Source organism: Effusibacillus consociatus (assembly GCF_042652925.1).
Lineage (GTDB): Bacteria > Bacillota > Bacilli > Tumebacillales > Effusibacillaceae > Effusibacillus > Effusibacillus consociatus.
This window is the reverse complement of the sequence record NZ_JBHSHC010000016.1, coordinates 1-15,974: the sequence shown is the minus strand read 5'-3', so window position 1 is coordinate 15,974 and position 15,974 is coordinate 1. Positions and strand designations below refer to the sequence as shown.

At 48.4% G+C, this 15,974-nt stretch carries 13 protein-coding genes and 3 pseudogenes; 5 read left to right on the top strand and 11 right to left on the bottom strand.

The features are described from left to right. Positions 1–127: 127 nt before the first annotated feature. A complete protein-coding gene (locus tag ACFO8Q_RS02990; protein WP_380024204.1) occupies positions 128–859 on the bottom strand; it encodes a S1C family serine protease in 732 nt (243 codons plus the stop codon). Positions 860–1,010: 151 nt separating this feature from the next. Here ACFO8Q_RS02990 and ACFO8Q_RS02985 point away from each other — a divergent pair, with 151 nt between their 5' ends. Next, the gene (locus ACFO8Q_RS02985; RefSeq protein WP_380024203.1) at positions 1,011–1,721 is read left to right on the top strand and encodes a nickel/cobalt transporter; all 711 of its coding nucleotides are present in this window, start codon (positions 1,011–1,013) and stop codon (positions 1,719–1,721) included. Here the strand turns inward: ACFO8Q_RS02985 and ACFO8Q_RS02980 are convergent. From ACFO8Q_RS02980 to ACFO8Q_RS02965, 4 genes are all read right to left on the bottom strand, one after another. Next, complete coding sequence (locus tag ACFO8Q_RS02980) at positions 1,718–2,962, bottom strand: protoporphyrinogen/coproporphyrinogen oxidase (protein ID WP_380024202.1); 1,245 nt, start codon at positions 2,960–2,962, stop codon at positions 1,718–1,720. The genes ACFO8Q_RS02985 and ACFO8Q_RS02980 overlap by 4 nt on opposite strands. Positions 2,963–3,032: 70 nt before the next feature. Then, complete coding sequence (locus ACFO8Q_RS02975) at positions 3,033–3,311, bottom strand: DUF1450 domain-containing protein (RefSeq protein WP_380024200.1); 279 nt, start codon at positions 3,309–3,311, stop codon at positions 3,033–3,035. A 269-nt stretch (positions 3,312–3,580) separates the two neighbouring features. After that, entirely contained in the window at positions 3,581–3,733 is a 153-nt protein-coding gene (locus tag ACFO8Q_RS02970; protein ID WP_380024199.1) for a hypothetical protein, read from the bottom strand. A gap of 377 nt (positions 3,734–4,110) precedes the next feature. Beyond that, positions 4,111–4,509, bottom strand: a complete 399-nt coding sequence (locus ACFO8Q_RS02965) for a sirohydrochlorin chelatase (RefSeq protein WP_380024198.1) — start codon at positions 4,507–4,509, stop codon at positions 4,111–4,113. Positions 4,510–4,609: 100 nt separating this feature from the next. On the opposite strand from ACFO8Q_RS02965, the gene ACFO8Q_RS02960 reads away from it, so the two are divergent. Beyond that, positions 4,610–4,852, top strand: a complete 243-nt coding sequence (locus tag ACFO8Q_RS02960; RefSeq protein WP_380024197.1) for a YuzB family protein — start codon at positions 4,610–4,612, stop codon at positions 4,850–4,852. Here the strand turns inward: ACFO8Q_RS02960 and ACFO8Q_RS02955 are convergent. Continuing rightward, positions 4,835–5,638 (bottom strand): DUF2797 domain-containing protein, encoded by an 804-nt coding sequence (locus ACFO8Q_RS02955; protein WP_380024196.1) that lies wholly within the window; start codon positions 5,636–5,638, stop codon positions 4,835–4,837. The two genes, ACFO8Q_RS02960 and ACFO8Q_RS02955, sit on opposite strands and share 18 nt — an antisense overlap. 74 nt (positions 5,639–5,712) lie before the next feature. Here ACFO8Q_RS02955 and ACFO8Q_RS02950 point away from each other — a divergent pair, with 74 nt between their 5' ends. Beyond that, positions 5,713–6,633 (top strand): DNA-3-methyladenine glycosylase family protein, encoded by a 921-nt coding sequence (locus tag ACFO8Q_RS02950; protein ID WP_380024195.1) that lies wholly within the window; start codon positions 5,713–5,715, stop codon positions 6,631–6,633. 42 nt (positions 6,634–6,675) lie between these two features. Here ACFO8Q_RS02950 and ACFO8Q_RS02945 read toward each other — a convergent pair whose 3' ends face one another. After that, positions 6,676–7,035, bottom strand: a complete 360-nt coding sequence (locus tag ACFO8Q_RS02945; RefSeq protein WP_380024194.1) for a hypothetical protein — start codon at positions 7,033–7,035, stop codon at positions 6,676–6,678. Positions 7,036–7,406: 371 nt separating this feature from the next. On the opposite strand from ACFO8Q_RS02945, the pseudogene ACFO8Q_RS02940 reads away from it, so the two are divergent. After that, positions 7,407–7,714: pseudogene (locus ACFO8Q_RS02940) on the top strand (MFS transporter); the annotation flags it as partial. Positions 7,715–8,044: 330 nt separating this feature from the next. Then, positions 8,045–9,360 (top strand): annotated as a pseudogene (locus ACFO8Q_RS02935) (IS1380 family transposase). Between the two features lie 497 nt (positions 9,361–9,857). Here the strand turns inward: ACFO8Q_RS02935 and ACFO8Q_RS02930 are convergent. From ACFO8Q_RS02930 to ACFO8Q_RS02915, 4 genes and pseudogenes are all read right to left on the bottom strand, one after another. Continuing rightward, positions 9,858–10,097, bottom strand: coding sequence for a hypothetical protein (locus ACFO8Q_RS02930; protein ID WP_380024274.1), 240 nt, complete (start codon positions 10,095–10,097; stop codon positions 9,858–9,860). 356 nt (positions 10,098–10,453) lie between these two features. Further along, on the bottom strand, positions 10,454–14,059 hold the full coding sequence (locus ACFO8Q_RS02925) for an AAA family ATPase (protein WP_380024193.1): 3,606 nt from the start codon (positions 14,057–14,059) through the stop codon (positions 10,454–10,456). Then, positions 14,056–15,318: an exonuclease SbcCD subunit D gene (locus ACFO8Q_RS02920; protein WP_380024192.1), complete on the bottom strand. Its 1,263-nt coding sequence runs from the start codon at positions 15,316–15,318 to the stop codon at positions 14,056–14,058. The genes ACFO8Q_RS02925 and ACFO8Q_RS02920 overlap by 4 nt, the downstream gene beginning before the upstream one ends. A gap of 228 nt (positions 15,319–15,546) precedes the next feature. Continuing rightward, positions 15,547–15,974: pseudogene (locus ACFO8Q_RS02915) on the bottom strand (hypothetical protein); the annotation flags it as partial.

The window sequence follows — 15,974 nt, the reverse complement described above, 5'->3', positions numbered from 1 at the left end:
AAATACGACCAGTACGACAATAAATGCTTCTTCCAAACTCGCTTCCTCCAGATCCGGGTATGTATTCTTCTATTATGCCACATTCGTCAAAATCCGCCAAATAAAAAGAAAATACCCGAAAGACACCTCAGTTTCCTTCGGGCGGAATCCATTTTCGGATCATGCTTCGTACAACGTCTGCTCCAATCGCGAAGCCAATTCCTTGTGAACTTTGCGAGACGGCTGTATTAACCCCTATTACTTCCCCATTCGCATTAAATAGAGGCCCTCCGCTGTTGCCGCGGTTAATCGCGGCGTCTGTCTGTATCAAGTGTTTGTAGCGCCGGTCTCCGATTGTTAAGGGGCGGTTTACAGCTGAGATAACTCCCACTGTGACCGAGTGTTCGAGTCCTAAAGGGTTCCCGATCGCCATCACCCATTCTCCGGGCCGAACCTCACGCGAATTGCCAAGACGGAGAGCCGGAACGTTTGGCGGCAATGTGGTTTTCAATAGTGCCAGATCCAAATTGTAGTCTGTTTTTATCACCTTTGCGGAATGAGATTTCTTTTCTCCATTAAAACTGACAATCACTTCGCTGGCTCCTTGGACGACATGTTGATTCGTAATGATATACCCTCGCTTATCGCAGACAAAACCCGTTCCAACATTCATAACTTCGTTGCTGGATTCCGGCACAAAATCAAATCCGAACAACGGGACTCTGCGCTGACGACGGTCTTGCAGCACTTCAATCATGACAACGGCCCGCTTAAACCGGTCAGCGATATCCACGAAAGAATTGAAAGACCCAGGTTGGGTGGATCGAGCGCCTCTTTTCTTTACCAATCTCTTCACTTCGGTCTGTTTGTTTTTTTGCACCCGCCTCACCTCAGTCTTGTGAGATGTACTATCCTATTCCGGCAAAAAGGACGGGGTGAGCCCATTCCGAGGTTTCCGGCGAGATTGGGAGGAAATGTTTGGGCCAAGTCTGCATAAGGATTATAGACAACTCTACAAGGAGGAATTCGACATGGATTTGCTGTACGCGATCCCTGCAGCAATTGGTCTTGGATCGCTCCATTCACTTGAACCCGGACACGGAAAAGGGGTCATGACAGCTTATTTGATTTCAACCCGTGCGAAAGCGAAAGAGGCTGTGTTGTTAGGCATTATATCAGCGATTGCGCATACGCTGTCGATCGTTTTACTCGCCTTTGCCGCCTCTTCAACTGTAAAGATGCTGGTTCCGGTTCATCTCTCTCATTGGATTGAACTACTTTCAGGCGGAATGATCACTCTTCTTGGGATACGACTCCTTTACGGCCAACTGCGACCGAAAGTTGTAGTAGTGGGAACCATAGGTCACAAGCATGAGGAAACCTGTGATCATCACCATGGAGCTCACCACCATTCTCATGACACTCCTACATCATGGCCCCGGTTGTTTGCGGTTGGTTTCTTTACCGGATTGATTCCCTGTCCAAGCGCAATGGCAATCTTCCTTGCGGCTGTCGCAGCGGATCAAATCCCTGCAGGAATGGGATTGGTAGCTGCGTTTTCGGTGGGAAGCGCTCTCGCAATGAGTACGATCGGCATGATTGTGGTAAGGGCTGGACACTCGATTGAGTTTTTGGAAAAACGCCGAGTGATTCAATCTCTCACTTTCTTGTCTTCCTTTTTAATTCTAGGTCTTGGAATTTACGTTTTGTTTAGATCCCTGGAGCATCTTGCTCTGATTTAGTCTTTTTGTAAGAAAGCGGCAACTTTCGCGGCCGCCTGAAGACCGGAACGCACTGCCCCTTCCGTACAGCCAAGTTCGAGATAATCACCCGCCAGTTGAATTCTGCCGTTTTCATTTTGTTTCGACAAAGGACCGTACTGATCGAATCCGGGTTGAAATCTGGGGATGGCGGCTGCCCATCTCCGGATTTTCATATCTGAGAAATCGGCCCCCATTTCCGGCAGCCATCTTTTCATTTCCTCAGCCACCCTTTTCATGATCTGCTCATCCGTTTCTTCCCGAAGCTCTTGATACGCATGGTTCGTAAGCATCACGTTCCAGATCCTGCTGCAGTTGGACACGCCGCCGGACAGGATCGAACCGTATTTAGGGGGAATGCTGAAGCCAAAATGGGCACCTGCTTTTTTCACACGAAAGGAAAGAACCGCGGTCCCTGCGTATTTAACACTTTGCAGAAATTCGCTTGTCTTACGTGTATACTCTCCTGCTTCCGTCAGCAACAACACTTGGTTGCCCGAAACTGCCAGAATAACGTAACGGGATCGCAGAATTTCAACCTGTGTACCCGTTCGGACCGAAATTGCCACAGAATCCGTATTTGATTCGACCTTCTCCACCCTTTGTCCAATGCGAACCTTGAGGCCTTGAACCAAAGCTTCCGCCAATCGAATCATCCCGCCGCCCGGGAGGTAAATGCGTTGTGAATTCGGAATCCCGAAATGGTTAAAAAAATGGTATGTGGATTCTGCGTCCGGGTTACTGAAGAACATTGTTTGGTGGAACGGAGCAATCATGTATTCGTAAATGGATGTGTGGAACCGTTTGGCATATTCGGCGAGCGCCATGTCTTCAATTCCCCTCTTACTCGTTTCCCTTAAAAGCCGCACAATCTGATGCCTTACATTCCATGGGACCCCCGGCAGATTCAAAAGAATGTTCCACCGGTCATACCGTGCTTCCCGCCACTCCTGCCCCACCCGCATCCGCAGTGAAAAAGGTCTTGGAACCAAAGGAACTTGGAGGTTTCGGGCCAAGGTTCGAACCGTTTTGAAATGATGGGCAAAAAATTGGGCCCCCTGCTCGAATTGGGTCCCGTCTTCATCCGGTACTCTTTGTGTCAAGACCCGTCCGCCGATCCGTTTCTCTTTCTCAAGTACGAGTACATTAGCGCCTCTTCTCTGTAATTCCCTCGCAGCCGAAAGCCCGGCCAAACCTGCCCCGATCACCACAACGTCCAACATTCGGATCCTCCTTCCCTCCCCAAATGAAAAAGGACTGTTTCTCACAGTCCCGGTGTGCGCAAACCTTTTATTATTCAGCCTTCTTACTTTCCGGCAGTTTTTCCAGAAATACCATGCCGCGTTCCAATTTGTAGAACAAATCCCTGGCCGTTCTTCCGCCAACCAAAGCATTATTGCGAAGGGCAAACGGTACATCGGCACATGTACTGCAAAATTCGGTACCAACGCAATCGACAATTTCTATTTTTTCATTCGGATACCGTTCTCTCAAAGCGTCATAAACCGTTTGTGAATGGAGTTCCAGATTCTTTTTGCAGAATTTCAACGATAGAGAAGACAACAGCGACATCCCCTTTGTACGAACTACAATCTCCCTCTATATTACATCATTTTGGATAATTGCATAAGACTCTTTTCCACATGTTGGACAATGCAGAAGATGAACGCATCGATCTGACGTTTGTTCCATACGGGGAGACAACTCGTACGGGGAATAAGGTCCTGCATAGTCCGATACAATTCCATCGTCTTGAAGAGCGGTTCCACACCGGGAGCATGTACCTTTAAACTGAGTCAATCCGTTGCACAAGGGGCACACGTATTCCATCCAAACGCCTCCTACACTTGATACTTGACACCGTACTTCCCTTTTCGAGTTCGAAAAATATGTACCTTCGGCTCACGGGCTCCCGACAGCAGTTGATCATCGCGAACGCACATCGCAACATATTGGGCAATCGATCGGCTATCGTATAAACGAGATTCGTACATCCAGCACCCCATACACAATCACCTTCCACAGATTGGTTCTCCTGTAGTATGAACAAAAAAGCCCTTGACCATGAGATCAAGGGCTTAAAAACCGATCGGACGCCACCCCCGAATCACGAGATACGGAAAGCCAAAGAGGCGGTTCAAGCCGATCGTTAAATCTTCTTGATGAATTTGTCGCGGGATATAGACCTCAATCCCGTCATGTTCTTGTTTTTCGTAAAGATGCTGCTTATAACGGGGTTCCCCCAGCCGCACGGACGGGGCAAACTGGGCATTACCTCAGCAGGCCCTCGTGATTGTGGGAAGTTCGAGATGCACTGCATGGGAACGTTGGCGAATATACGTTTTTGCTTTTGCGTCCACCTGAATTCTCATCACTCTTCCTCCTGCTTTTCATCCGACGTCAGGACCGCATTCACCCGGTCCAGAACGATGTCTGTCAGAACCGGATGATACCCTAACGACTCCACCAAACGGATCGGGATTCCGGGATGTCTTGCGGATGCATCAGCGACCAACCGGGGCAAATCTTCCCGAACATGAGAGCCGGCCAATAGAAAATAAGGCACTACAATGACGCGGTCAGCCCCTTTTTTCACACACAGGTCAATTCCGGTGGGAATATCCGGTTCAGCTAATTCAAGATACGCCGGTTGAACTATCTGGTAATCAGGATCTTGGTTCAGAAGTTCTGCAATCCTCACCAATTCTTCGTTGGCTGATGGCTCCCGGCTGCCGTGTGCCACCAGTACGACCCCCGTCTTCATTTCCATCTCCTTCCCTCCCGTCCAAAAGATAGTACTCTCGAATATGGTTTTCCGTTGCAGTTCTTGGTACACTACTGGTTAGCAGCAGTGAAAAGGAGAGTTCAACATGGGTATCGTAATTGTGGAAGTTTGTGAAAGCAACCCCGCTGCTTCTCTCAATCTTGAAATTCTGGAAGAAAAGTTTGCGGGAACTTCGGTCATGCGCAGTTCTTGCTTAAGCGAGTGCGAGTTGTGTGCACAAAAACCGTATGTCATGGTTAACGGCGATATCGTAGTAGCGGAAGATCTTGATTCCCTGATGAGCAGCATCCGCACCAAAATCGAATCCGAATTAACCGAGTGGGCGTAGAACGACTTCTATCTTGTATCCTGTGTGTTTCTTGATATTCAGAACCGCATGGTCAAGAATCAGATACTGCCCTTTGATTCCCATCAACCGTCCCTTTATCACTTCCTGTTTATCGAACGAAAGAGATTTTATTTTCTCAAGCGTTTCGAGAATCGGATACGTAAATTGATAAATCTCCTGATCATCCAACAGATATTCCCGGTATTCCTCCGGAAGCAGCGAACGGATTTGCTCCCGAATTTCCAACAGATCGCATTCTTCCACTTTACCGGCAAGCATTTTCCGCCAATCGGTTTTGTCAGGTATGTGCTGGGAAATAAAATATTCCATCTCTCCGGCTGCTTTTCGGGTTGGAACTTCGGCAATCGGAATTGCCTGAATCGCACCCTGATCAATCCACCTTGCTTTGCCTCTGTTCTTGCGCGTAAGCCCCACCTTGATCCCGGAGCTTAAAGCCAAATATACGTAATGGGCCGTCATGCAATTGGACTCGGCAAACTCGGTATCCCGGCAGGTTCCTTGATCATAATGACATTGGTGCGGCTTCACAATGCACAAATCGCACTCGGCCAACTTTGTAAAACACGGATAGCAGTACCCGTTATTGAACAGCTTCTTCGCTTTGCGTCCGCATGTGCAGCAGGCTTTTTCACCGAGATAACGCAGCTCTATTTCGTGTCCGATATACGGATTGAGAGGGACACGTTCTCTGTCGAGCGGAAGATAATATTGCACCGGTTCATTCGGTTCATGTTCCAAGTCGGATAAAAAACCTATGTAGGACATGATAAGCCCCCTCTCTTTCGTGATTCTATTCTACCATAATCAACCGGCAAGAGAATTGAAAAAGGAGCCTTATAATGTACGAAATCACACTGAATCCACCCTCACCCTTCAACTTTTCTCACTTGTTTGACCGCCTGCGCCAATCTTCCAACCGCGTTCTCTATCAGACAGAGAACGATTCGATTTGCAGATTGTTCCTGATCGACGGACAACCGGTTCTGGTCAAACTCACTTCATCCGGAACAATCGAGAAACCGGAAGTGCGCCTTACCGCGTATAATGCAAAGACAGAGGCCCAAGCCAATCAGGCATTTTCCAAATGCAGGCATGTATTTTCGTTGGATCGGCCGCTGTCCCCTTTTTATGACATGGCGCAAAAAAATGACCCTGTGCTGTACCGGATGACCCTGCAGCACCGCGGCATTCACATGCTGCTGGAACCCGGAATTTATGAGGCAATGATCTTATCCATCATTGGACAACAGGTCAATTTAACCTTTGCCGCAAATTTAAAGCATTCGCTTATCACTCTTTGCAATCAATCGTTTGAATGGAAAGGTCAGACGTTTTACGCATTCCCCCCGCCGGAAAAAGTAGCTTCACTGTCATACGAAGAACTGCGTGGACTTAAATACTCGCAGCGAAAAGCTGAATATGTGATCGATTTTGCAAGGCTTGTGGCAGGGGGAAAATTCAGGGAAGACAGGATAGCCGAAATGTCAAATGAAGAGGCTATAGAAGCGATGAGCGAATTAAGAGGAATTGGCCGATGGACGGCAGAATGTGTGCTGTTGTTCGGTCTGGGCCGCCCTGACATTCTTCCCGCCCTCGACATCGGACTGCGAAATGCCGTACAGCTTTTTTACGGACTGGAACACCAACCGACAGAAGAAGAAATTCGCAGGATGGCTCAAGCCTGGAAAGGCTGGGAAAGCTATGCCACCTATTACTTGTGGGCGGCTCTCGGGGCTGCAAGAGAAAGCGGAAATAAGTAAAAACCTCCCCGGAAACACCCGACAGTGTCGGCCACGGGAGGTTTATCTCATGTCATAGCCCTGCGATCCAAAAGGTTTCGGCAGGATCTGAACGTTATCGAACAGGAACATCCAGCCATTTTCCGCTTTATACACCTGAATATCGACTCTGTCGTCGATCATGATCAGAATAAACAAATTCATGTCCGTTTTGAAATACGGACTCAAATGCTCGTCATGCAGCCGCAGGTTCAACACGCGATGCTTGTCTTGCTGCGGTACACGAACCCCGTCCCGGAGGATATACTCTTCAATTTTTTGCTCCGGAAGAGTTTCTTTCCTGTTGTTATTTCTCAAATATTCATATATTTGCCGAGCAGCTTTGGCCTTACGGCTGTTTTCAAGAATGAGTGCGTAATACATATCTTACTCCTCGCCGAGAAATCTACACTAACCTTATCATACTTCAAGACAGAATGGAATCGGAAACAATAAAATAAGGCCCCCTGTGGTAAACCAACCTGATTAGGGGGCCCGTCAAGAATCTGACGATACTTCCATTATAATCGAATCGACCGGCTAAACCATTAGGGAATGAGTGGAAAATAGGAGTTCGCTTTATTTTTACATAAAATTTGTTATGTAAACATAAATTCGGATTTTTGAATTTTCTCATCCAAGTCCATGAACATCCAATTTATTGGTAAGAGAGTTGCCACCGCATCAGCCAATGCGAGCCGAATAATACGGTGTGAAGCCTCCTCGGGAGTAGACATGTACGGTGTTTCAATTTTAAAGGAATCACCATTATGAGCGACAATCCAAAGGTCGCTCTGTGTGGTATTGTAAAAGTTATTAATTCAGTCGCCCTGTGTGGATTTGTGGTCTTCTTACCACTTATATGACGAAGATTGGTTTCTCTGTTAGTGAATGGCTTCAAATTTATGGAACCCTTTTCTTTGTGAACATTGTCTTCAACTTGATATTCGAAGTGGTAAGAGACAAATTTGGTTGGAGACATACCGTGATGTGATTCGGAGGCGTGGGGTGCGCAATCTTTACACTCGCCATTTATTATATGCCACAACTGGCAGGACACAACAATGTTGTGTTTTTCGTTTCATTTACTAAGAATCCGGCGATTTACGATCCAAACACCGAAAATCATAATAACAGAACCAAATAGTTGCACATACGTAAGAACATCTCCTAAAATCAGCCCAGCTAAAATTATTCCGGAAACCGGTACAACATACATAAACCTGAAATATTCACGGAACGACTTTGAACAAATCATGAATCCAATTAGATCAAGGAAAAACGGGGATATGGACGTTCACTTAAAAAGTGCGTAATTCATATGGAAAAAGAGCCTAATCTTTGGTAGTGTTAATGGCGACGAAACCCAACACGTTCCCAAGGAGGCTCTTCAATGGCAAGTGTACAAGAGTTACGCTTGAACTTCAACCCCCGAATGAAAGTTAATTTTAAAGGTGGCGATTTGACTTCAGACGCTGGTCTTCTTCTGTACAAAGAATTCGATCATAAAATCGGTCTCTCCGAAGCCGTGAAGCAATTCCTTGTCGTCGACGATCCTGTTCACCATCGGGATCATCCAACGACGATGTCGTAGTCCAGAAAATCTATCAGCATGTGGCCGGCTATCATACTGACGATCATGCCGATGATTTATGCCATGAACCGCTTTTGACCGCTATGCTAGGGAAGCAGCGGTTGGCTTCGCAACCGACGATATCCCGATTCAATGAAAAGGCGACAATCGCTACCGCCAAGTCACTGGAAAAAGTGAATGAACTATTGCAAGGTCGCGTGTACGCGATCGAACCTCGGGATCAGTTCGTATTGGACCTAGACTCTTCTGGCTTTGCCGCCTATGGCGATCAACACGGAGCGAACTACAACCATCACTACCAGCAGAAGGGGTTCCATCCGCTATTTTGCTTTGACGGACTGACTGGCGATTGTTTGAGAGCCGAGCTCCGTGCAGGTAACGTATACACCTCTCGTCAAGTCGTTCGCTTCATTGGCCCTGTTCTGGCCCGCTACGAAACGTGGGCACCGGGTGCCCTCATTGTACTGCGTGGCGACAGCGGCTTTGCCGTACCGGAACTGTTCGATCTCGTCGAAACCAAAGGCCACAAATACGCTATTCGCCTTAAAGCCAATGCCCGCTTGCAAAAAGCGGCGCAAGCGATGGCCGATCAAGTACTGAATCCGGACAAGCTGCATGAGCGACAAGTCCACTACCGAGAATTTTTGTACAAAGCAGATTCGTGGAGTCGTGCCCGCCGAGTGGTTGTGAAGATGGACCGTCCTGCGGGTGAACTTTTCTTTCAATTCACGTTTATCGTCACGAACATGACGGTGTCGCCCAAGAATGTCTTTCGCTTCTATTTTCAGCGCGGCCACATGGAGAATTTCATCAAGGAAGCCAAGAACGGATTCGCCTGCGACAAGATGAGCAGCACCGATTTTGAAACCAACGTCATGAAACTGCAATTGGCCATGTTGGCGTACAACTTCAACAATTGGTTTCGCCGCCTCTGCTTGCCGGAGCGAATGAAGCCAAATCGGATGGAGACACTGCGCTCCAAGCTCGTTAAGATTGCGGGTAAGCTGGTCAGCTCCGGTCGATACTGGACGTGGAAGCTGTGCAGCTCCTGCATATACCGGGATGCATTCATCCAAACGTTTCGTAACATTCAGCGTTTACCCCGTTTCGGTTGATGGACTGTGAATGATAGACATTTTAAAAAAATGCTCATTGATCCAACGGATACGTATGTCATTCAATATCCATATTTATCTAAATAATGAATTAATATCCATACTCAAAGAGAGTAGGTGGCTACTCTCTGATACCGAGCAGACTGATCGTTTCACAAATACGGTAGAATATCACAAAATCTTCCATTTTACCCAATCGTTCTAAGCACCTATGAATATTTCAGGTTTATATATATTAGACTCTTAGCGCATAAAGGACACATACCATCAACTTCAGAAAAGAGAATTAAATTATCATTTTCACCCATTTTTCTTCTGATACTTTGCATAACTCACCTCAAATACAGGATCAATGGTAGAAAGGTTCCTTACATGCCTGTGTTTCGAGAATTTTAAGTTTTCTAGTAGATGCAAGAACGTGATCACTCCAATGGAGAAAATACTTTCACGGTTTCATGTGAATTATGAATTGCTGAACCTGGGAAAACGAATCCTAATTAATTCGCAACTGCAGTTCGAAATGATTGTTGAAATGGGTGGTTTTTAACCTTTGACTGCCCCGATAAAATGGGATACAAGGAGATTGCAAGGAACTCCTCAGTACCTAATCGAGACTCTGCTTGGCCAATGTTATCTATCAAGTAATAACCTTTGTTGCCCTGCAGCATGATTTGGATTCCCGCATCATCTAATCGTTTAATGTCCTGGTAAATGCTTCTTACCGAAGTGCCGCACAATTCAGCCAAACGTGGAGCCGTAATCCCAGAATTTCGTTTTACCGTTGTAAAATAAAAAACAGCCTTTCCACCAAATCCATACAATCACTCCGATCTGACACCCGGATCTCACCTTACTATTTTATATTAACTTAAAAAACAATTAAATCCTACTAATTTACGTATTGCCTAAAACATTTCTTTCCAAAAAAATAAGAAAGGAGCTCCCTAGGATTTTGGGTAGCTCCGTCTATCAACCTATGCGTTATCGTGCCATAAACTCCTGTACGCCCTTTACCTAGTTAATGGCAATCCGTTCCGTGGCTTCGTGTGATCACCGTTGAACTTTGGTGAATCCTCATAATCTCTCTCCTAAATCAATTCCGCTCGATCCGAACCTGAGTCCCACGACCTACAGCTTCCGCAGGTTGGACCACAAGACGTCGGTGGAGCCTCTGCTGGAGTTCCGGGACATGGCTAATGACACCGATTGTCATGTTTTCCATTTGGAGTTGTTCCAATGTCGACATGACAACGTCGAGCAGTTCTTGGTCAAGGGTTCCAAATCCTTCATCCAGAAAAAAGAACTCGAGCGGGTACTTCCCTCTAAGCTGGATCTGTGAGGACAAGGACAGAGCCAAAGCCAATGAAGTCAGGAAGGTTTCCCCGCCGGAAAGCGATGTGACAGGGCGTTTCACGCCGCCGTTAGCGTCATCCCGCATGCTGAAGCCGTCTTCCGTGACTTCCAGAGCATATCGATTACGGGTCAAGCGCTTGAGGCGATCGGATGCCTGCTGGGCTACATATTCCAACTGTTCTTGGGCCAGGAACTCGACAAATTTTTCTCCCCGCAGCAGCTGTTTGAGCTGGGCCAGATACCCGGCCTCTTTTTCCAACACTTGGCGCTGCTTGTCAAGTTCTTTCCAACGGGTGTGCTTTTCAAAAAGCTTCTGGTGCTCCGACTCGGCTGCCCCCCGCATGGCCGTAGCCTGCTGCTGGTTTTGTTCCGCTTCTTCCAACCGGCTTTGCATCTCCTGCCATTCTTCTTCTGTGAGTGTTTTTCCTTGCAGATGGCTCTGCAGTTTTTCCTTTTCCGTCTGCAAGACTTTGCCGGTATCTTGATACTCCTGCACCCTGTTCTTGGCTTGCGAGAGTTCTTCCGGCAGCCAAACGGAATCTTTGACCTCGTCGGCTGTAACGAAGTGGAATTCGTCCATACGGATCCGGAGTTCCTTATTGGCTGTTTCCAGCGATTTTACGGCTTCCTCATAAAGCGCCTTGGCCTGTGCCAACTGCTGCTCCGTTTCCTGCAGCCGGGCCTTTCGTTCCTCATGGGCTTTGAGTGCAGCAGCCTCTCGTTCCTCAAGCGCTCGCAGCTCGGCGGCTGTCTGGACCAAAAGTTCCGCAACAGGAGTCCCGCCTGTAATCTTATTTAATTCTTCCTGCTTTCGAAAAAATTGCTCTTCTGCGTTTCGGAGATCACCGGTAGCCACGGCCACCTGTGCCCGTAGATCACTTTCCTGTTTGGTCGCCTCTGCCAGTTGCTTTGAAAGGACAACGAGCTGTTCGTCGAGGGCTTTGAGATTATCTTGAGCCTGCTTTGACTGTTCGTCTTTTTCCTTCAGTTCGGCTGCAGCCTGTTCGACAGACTCCACTCCCAATGCTTGGAGTACTTTTTGCAAGTCCTGCTCGGCCTGGGCCGCCTGTTCCTCTTTTCGCTTTAGCAGGAGGCTTGCCTTCTCCTTCTCGGCTTGTCCCGTTTTGACGCTTTGCTCTAAAACGGCAACAATGGAGGCCACCTGATTCATCTCTTCTCTTAGCTCTTTGACAGCAGCTTCGAGAGATTTGACTTGCTCTTTCCAGCCGGAAAAAAGGGCTCGCAGCTCTTCGACCCGTGCCTGTTCTTGCGCCAATCCGGATTGCAAATGTGTCGCATCTGCAGATTCAACTGATAAGGCCTCCTGCAGTTCTGAAGCCATTTGCTGCAGTTCCCTCGCCCTGCCCGAAATGGTCCCATGCAGATCATCAAGCTGCTCCGTTTTTGCATTTAGTGTCGCTTTGAGGGAGGCCTCTTTTTCCGCCAATTCCTGCACTCGGGTTTCCGTATTCTGAAGGGAAGCTTGCAACGAGTCCGTTTCCTCGGCAACTCCCTCCGTCAAGCTGGACATAACGGCAGGATTCGGATGCTCATGGGAACCGCACACTGGACATGCTTCTCCCTTGCAGAGATCCGAGGCCAGCTGAATCGCCAATGCTTTTTTGTTATGCAGCACAGCCTCTTGGTATTGAGTTCGAAGGATCGACTGCTGTTCCCGTGCCTCTTTTAATTGATTCGAGGTGTTTTCCAACTCTCTTTTGAGGCTCGACAGTTCTTCATCCAATTTCGCAGCTTTTGCGGTATCGTCAGAATTCACCCGCTCCAACTTGAGCAACTGTTCCAGCTTCCCCTTGAGTTCAGTCAACACAACTGCCTGTTGGGCCAATGTTTCTTCGGTTGTGGGTGGAGCGGCAGACAACTCATTGAGCCTAGTTACCTCATCTTGGGCTTTCTCTGTGAGTTCTTGCAGGTGCTCCTTTTCCCTCGCCAGTTTTGCCTCAATGCTCTCCAGATCCGTGGCCCGCTGAGCATAATCCTTCTGTGCTTCCTGCAAAGTCTGCTGCGCGGCAGTCAGGGTGTCCCGCTTTGTGCCGGCTTCGTAAACCAAAGCTCTGAATTCCGGGGCAACCTGATTCTGATTCAGGATCTCTTTTTGCCGTTCCTGCTCCGACTGGGCTTCTTCTTGTTCCTTGGTCAGACGTCCGATTAGAGAAATATTCTGTGCCTGTTGTTCTTGCAGACGGCTAACGTCCTCCTTGAGGCCGTTTACGCGGGTAAGGAGTTTCTGAACCTCCTCTTCCCATCCGCGTGCCGTTTCCAGGTGGGTTTTCCGTTTGATCAGTTCCGGAGATTTAACTGCCCTCTCCTGTTTGGCAGTTTCCCATTGCTGCAAAAGTACCTCTGTCTCTGAGCGAAGAGAGCCGATGGCAAGCTCTAATCCTTCCAGTTCTTCCAGCCTTTTTCGTTCTGCTTGTTCTGCTTCCTCAAAACGCTTGACGTACGGGAGTACTTTTTCTGCCCGTTCCGACAGAAAAATCCGCTTATTGAGCTGCTCAATTTCGTCTGACAGTGTTTCATGAGCTGCGATCCGTTCCAGGACTCCCTGTAGTTGCTGCTGCCACTCCCTGATTTGCTTCGCGCCTTCAAAAGCCCGTTGAGTAGCCTGAAATTCCGCAACAGCCGATTTTTCCTGTGTCCTGGCGTCCTGCAGCAGGAGCTCCGCACGTTCCACCGCTTCTTGCGAACAGTCTCCCATTTCATCTTGCCGGGCTTTCACTTCTTTAAGCTGCCCCTCAGTCTCGTTGAACCGCTGGTTCAGGCGATTCGTAAGTTCCGTTCCGTATTGCTCCAGGGCAAACAGGCGCTGCAGCATTACGCGTCTTTCTTTTCCGTTCAGATGCAGGAACTCCTGGAACTTCCCCTGCGGGAGCACCACTGCCCGGGAGAAGTCCTCCTCTTTCAGTCCCAGCAGCTCCTCTACCATATTTGTGACATCCCTGTTATTTTCCGATAAGACAGCCAGGACCTCGCCACTTACGTCCAATTCCACAAGCCGGGTATAGCCGTTTTTTACCGTGATGTCCTTGTTGCGGTCATAGCGGCGGTCAACCCGGTACATCCGAAGGTCCGCTCCGCTCCCCAGTTGAAACTGGAAGCTCACTTCAAGGCTCTTTTCCGCATGGTTCAAAATCCCTTGCGTACCGTTCTTCGCACGGCCTACTGTCCCGTAGAGCGCCAATGTAATCGCGTCGAGAATAGTCGATTTGCCGCTGCCGGTAGGTCCAAAAATCCCAAAGACCCCCGCCCCGGACAGTTCATCAAAGCGGATCGTCTGTTTTTCGCGAAAGCTGTGCAACCCCTGAATGGTCAAGCAAATCGGTCTCATCCGGCCATCTCCTCGCTCTCCTCAGCATCCGTTTCATCTTCGGCCGTCTCAGCCGTCAGTTCCAGGAACAACCGCACCAGTTCCTCGTCCGGAGTGCCTCCGTTCGTTTGTTTTTCGTAGAAACGGATAAAAATCTGGTCAAGCGGCAGGTGCTTGAGCTCAGCAGTGGACAAGGTGTGCTCCATCTCCGGCAAAATCGGCCGGATGTTCACAATCCCTGGGTGCATGCTGCGAATGACCCGGATGTCGTCCATGGCAAGCGGAGTTGTCACGTGAATCGTTAAATCCACCCATGCATTGGTGTCGCGCCATTCTTCCACCCATTGGGCAAGTTGCGACAGTCCCTCTCTGGCTTCCCATTTCACCATCGGCTTGCCGGATGTAAGGGGGATCTCGTGGATGTCGACCGGTGCACCTGGCTTTGCGTCGAGCAGGATGACCGATTTTTTATGATTGCACTCCGAAAAACTGTAAGCCAGCGGCGAACCGGAATAACGTGTGGAAACAGGAGAGGCCGCAACCGTCTGCGGACGATGCAGATGCCCCAACGCCACATATTGGGCCATTGCAGGGAAACTTCGTGGGTCAACCGAATAGGCTCCCCCCACTTGAATCTGATGTTCCGAGTCGGACATTTCCCCTCCGTGCACATAGAGATGGCTCATAGCCAGGTTTATGGTATCCGGTCGGTAGTGGCTGGCAAGCTGTTCGAATATGTAAGCAATCTGGGCATTGTATTCTTTTCTTAATTCAACATCGTCTGTACTTTGGGTCAAAAGCTGTCTCAAACGAGCCTCAGAAGGATATGGCAGCGCGGCAATAACAGCCGTATCGTCACAACCCGGAACCTGGATTTGCAGCCAGGAAGATCCTGCTTGAAGAACTTTAACCCGATTGGGATGGGGATTAATGGTAGGTAAAATCGGGTCATGAGGCCTTCCGATCAAAGTGATTCCGTTTCGGGCTGCCAACGGGTAAGAAGCCGCCAACCGGTCTGGATTGTCATGATTTCCGGCAATCATGACGATTCCTCGGGTACCGTTGGCCGACAAGCGGTCGATCGCATAATAAAACAGCTCTTCCGCAGCAGCGCTCGGATTGGGAGTTTGAAACACATCCCCAGCCATGAGAACCAACTGAACCTCTTCTTTTTCACAAATATTACAGAGCTCTTCCACAAACTGTTCCTGCTCCGGAAGCCGGTCTCGCCCCTCAATTGTCTTGCCAAAATGCCAATCAGCCGTGTGCAAGATGCGCATTTTAGAATCCCCCTTACCCCGACATAGACTATTATCATCTAGCTATTTCTTACTTTATCATATAGTGTGACAGATCCTGTCATAGAACAAAAGTTCTTAAATCTTCAGAAAAAAAGACCAGGTTCTTGAGTCTGGTCCAATGACCTTTTACCAGGATTAAAGCCGCCACCTTAAGTGAACAATAATTCACAGCGACGCATCCTATAATAGAAAGGGATGAACCATTAATTATCGATCCATCCACCTAACTTTGCAAAAATCAAAGGTCTGACCTTTTGACGAAACAACAGAATAACAGATCACCGCTAGCCACCGGTGGTCGATCGAAATGTGTAACTCGTAGTTTAAAAGACTTATGGCATCAAGGAATTTTCCGTACGCCCGCGCTCCCGTTTCAACGGGGGAACCATCTCCGATGACGCGAAAGGAAGAAGTGTTGCCCAGCAACCCTTTAGCGGCAGACGGAAGCACAAACAAGGTTTGAAACAGTTGTTGAAGCAGGTCGCGGGCTTTCGGAGAGTAGTGAATTTTGTCGGAACGCAGGGCACGAGCGACCAATTTTTCAGTAATCTTCGGGTTTTTGGGTTCTTGCTTCTCATTTTTCTTGCCTTTCTTTCTGGGCTTTTTGAGTTTGCGCTTGATCCGCTTGGTGAGAT

Bases quoted from the DNA above. Each gene is read 5' to 3' on its own strand.
- ACFO8Q_RS02950 (WP_380024195.1), top strand. From the start codon at position 5,713: ATGTACGAAATCACACTGAATCCACCCTCACCCTTCAACTTTTCTCAC.
- ACFO8Q_RS02970 (WP_380024199.1), bottom strand. From the start codon at position 3,733: ATGTACGAATCTCGTTTATACGATAGCCGATCGATTGCCCAATATGTT.
- ACFO8Q_RS02975 (WP_380024200.1), bottom strand. From the start codon at position 3,311: ATGTCGCTGTTGTCTTCTCTATCGTTGAAATTCTGCAAAAAGAATCTG.
- ACFO8Q_RS02920 (WP_380024192.1), bottom strand. From the start codon at position 15,318: ATGCGCATCTTGCACACGGCTGATTGGCATTTTGGCAAGACAATTGAG.
- ACFO8Q_RS02980 (WP_380024202.1), bottom strand. From the start codon at position 2,962: ATGTTGGACGTTGTGGTGATCGGGGCAGGTTTGGCCGGGCTTTCGGCT.
- ACFO8Q_RS02955 (WP_380024196.1), bottom strand. From the start codon at position 5,638: ATGTCCTACATAGGTTTTTTATCCGACTTGGAACATGAACCGAATGAA.
- ACFO8Q_RS02960 (WP_380024197.1), top strand. From the start codon at position 4,610: ATGGGTATCGTAATTGTGGAAGTTTGTGAAAGCAACCCCGCTGCTTCT.
- ACFO8Q_RS02925 (WP_380024193.1), bottom strand. From the start codon at position 14,059: ATGAGACCGATTTGCTTGACCATTCAGGGGTTGCACAGCTTTCGCGAA.
- ACFO8Q_RS02945 (WP_380024194.1), bottom strand. From the start codon at position 7,035: ATGTATTACGCACTCATTCTTGAAAACAGCCGTAAGGCCAAAGCTGCT.
- ACFO8Q_RS02985 (WP_380024203.1), top strand. From the start codon at position 1,011: ATGGATTTGCTGTACGCGATCCCTGCAGCAATTGGTCTTGGATCGCTC.
- ACFO8Q_RS02965 (WP_380024198.1), bottom strand. From the start codon at position 4,509: ATGGAAATGAAGACGGGGGTCGTACTGGTGGCACACGGCAGCCGGGAG.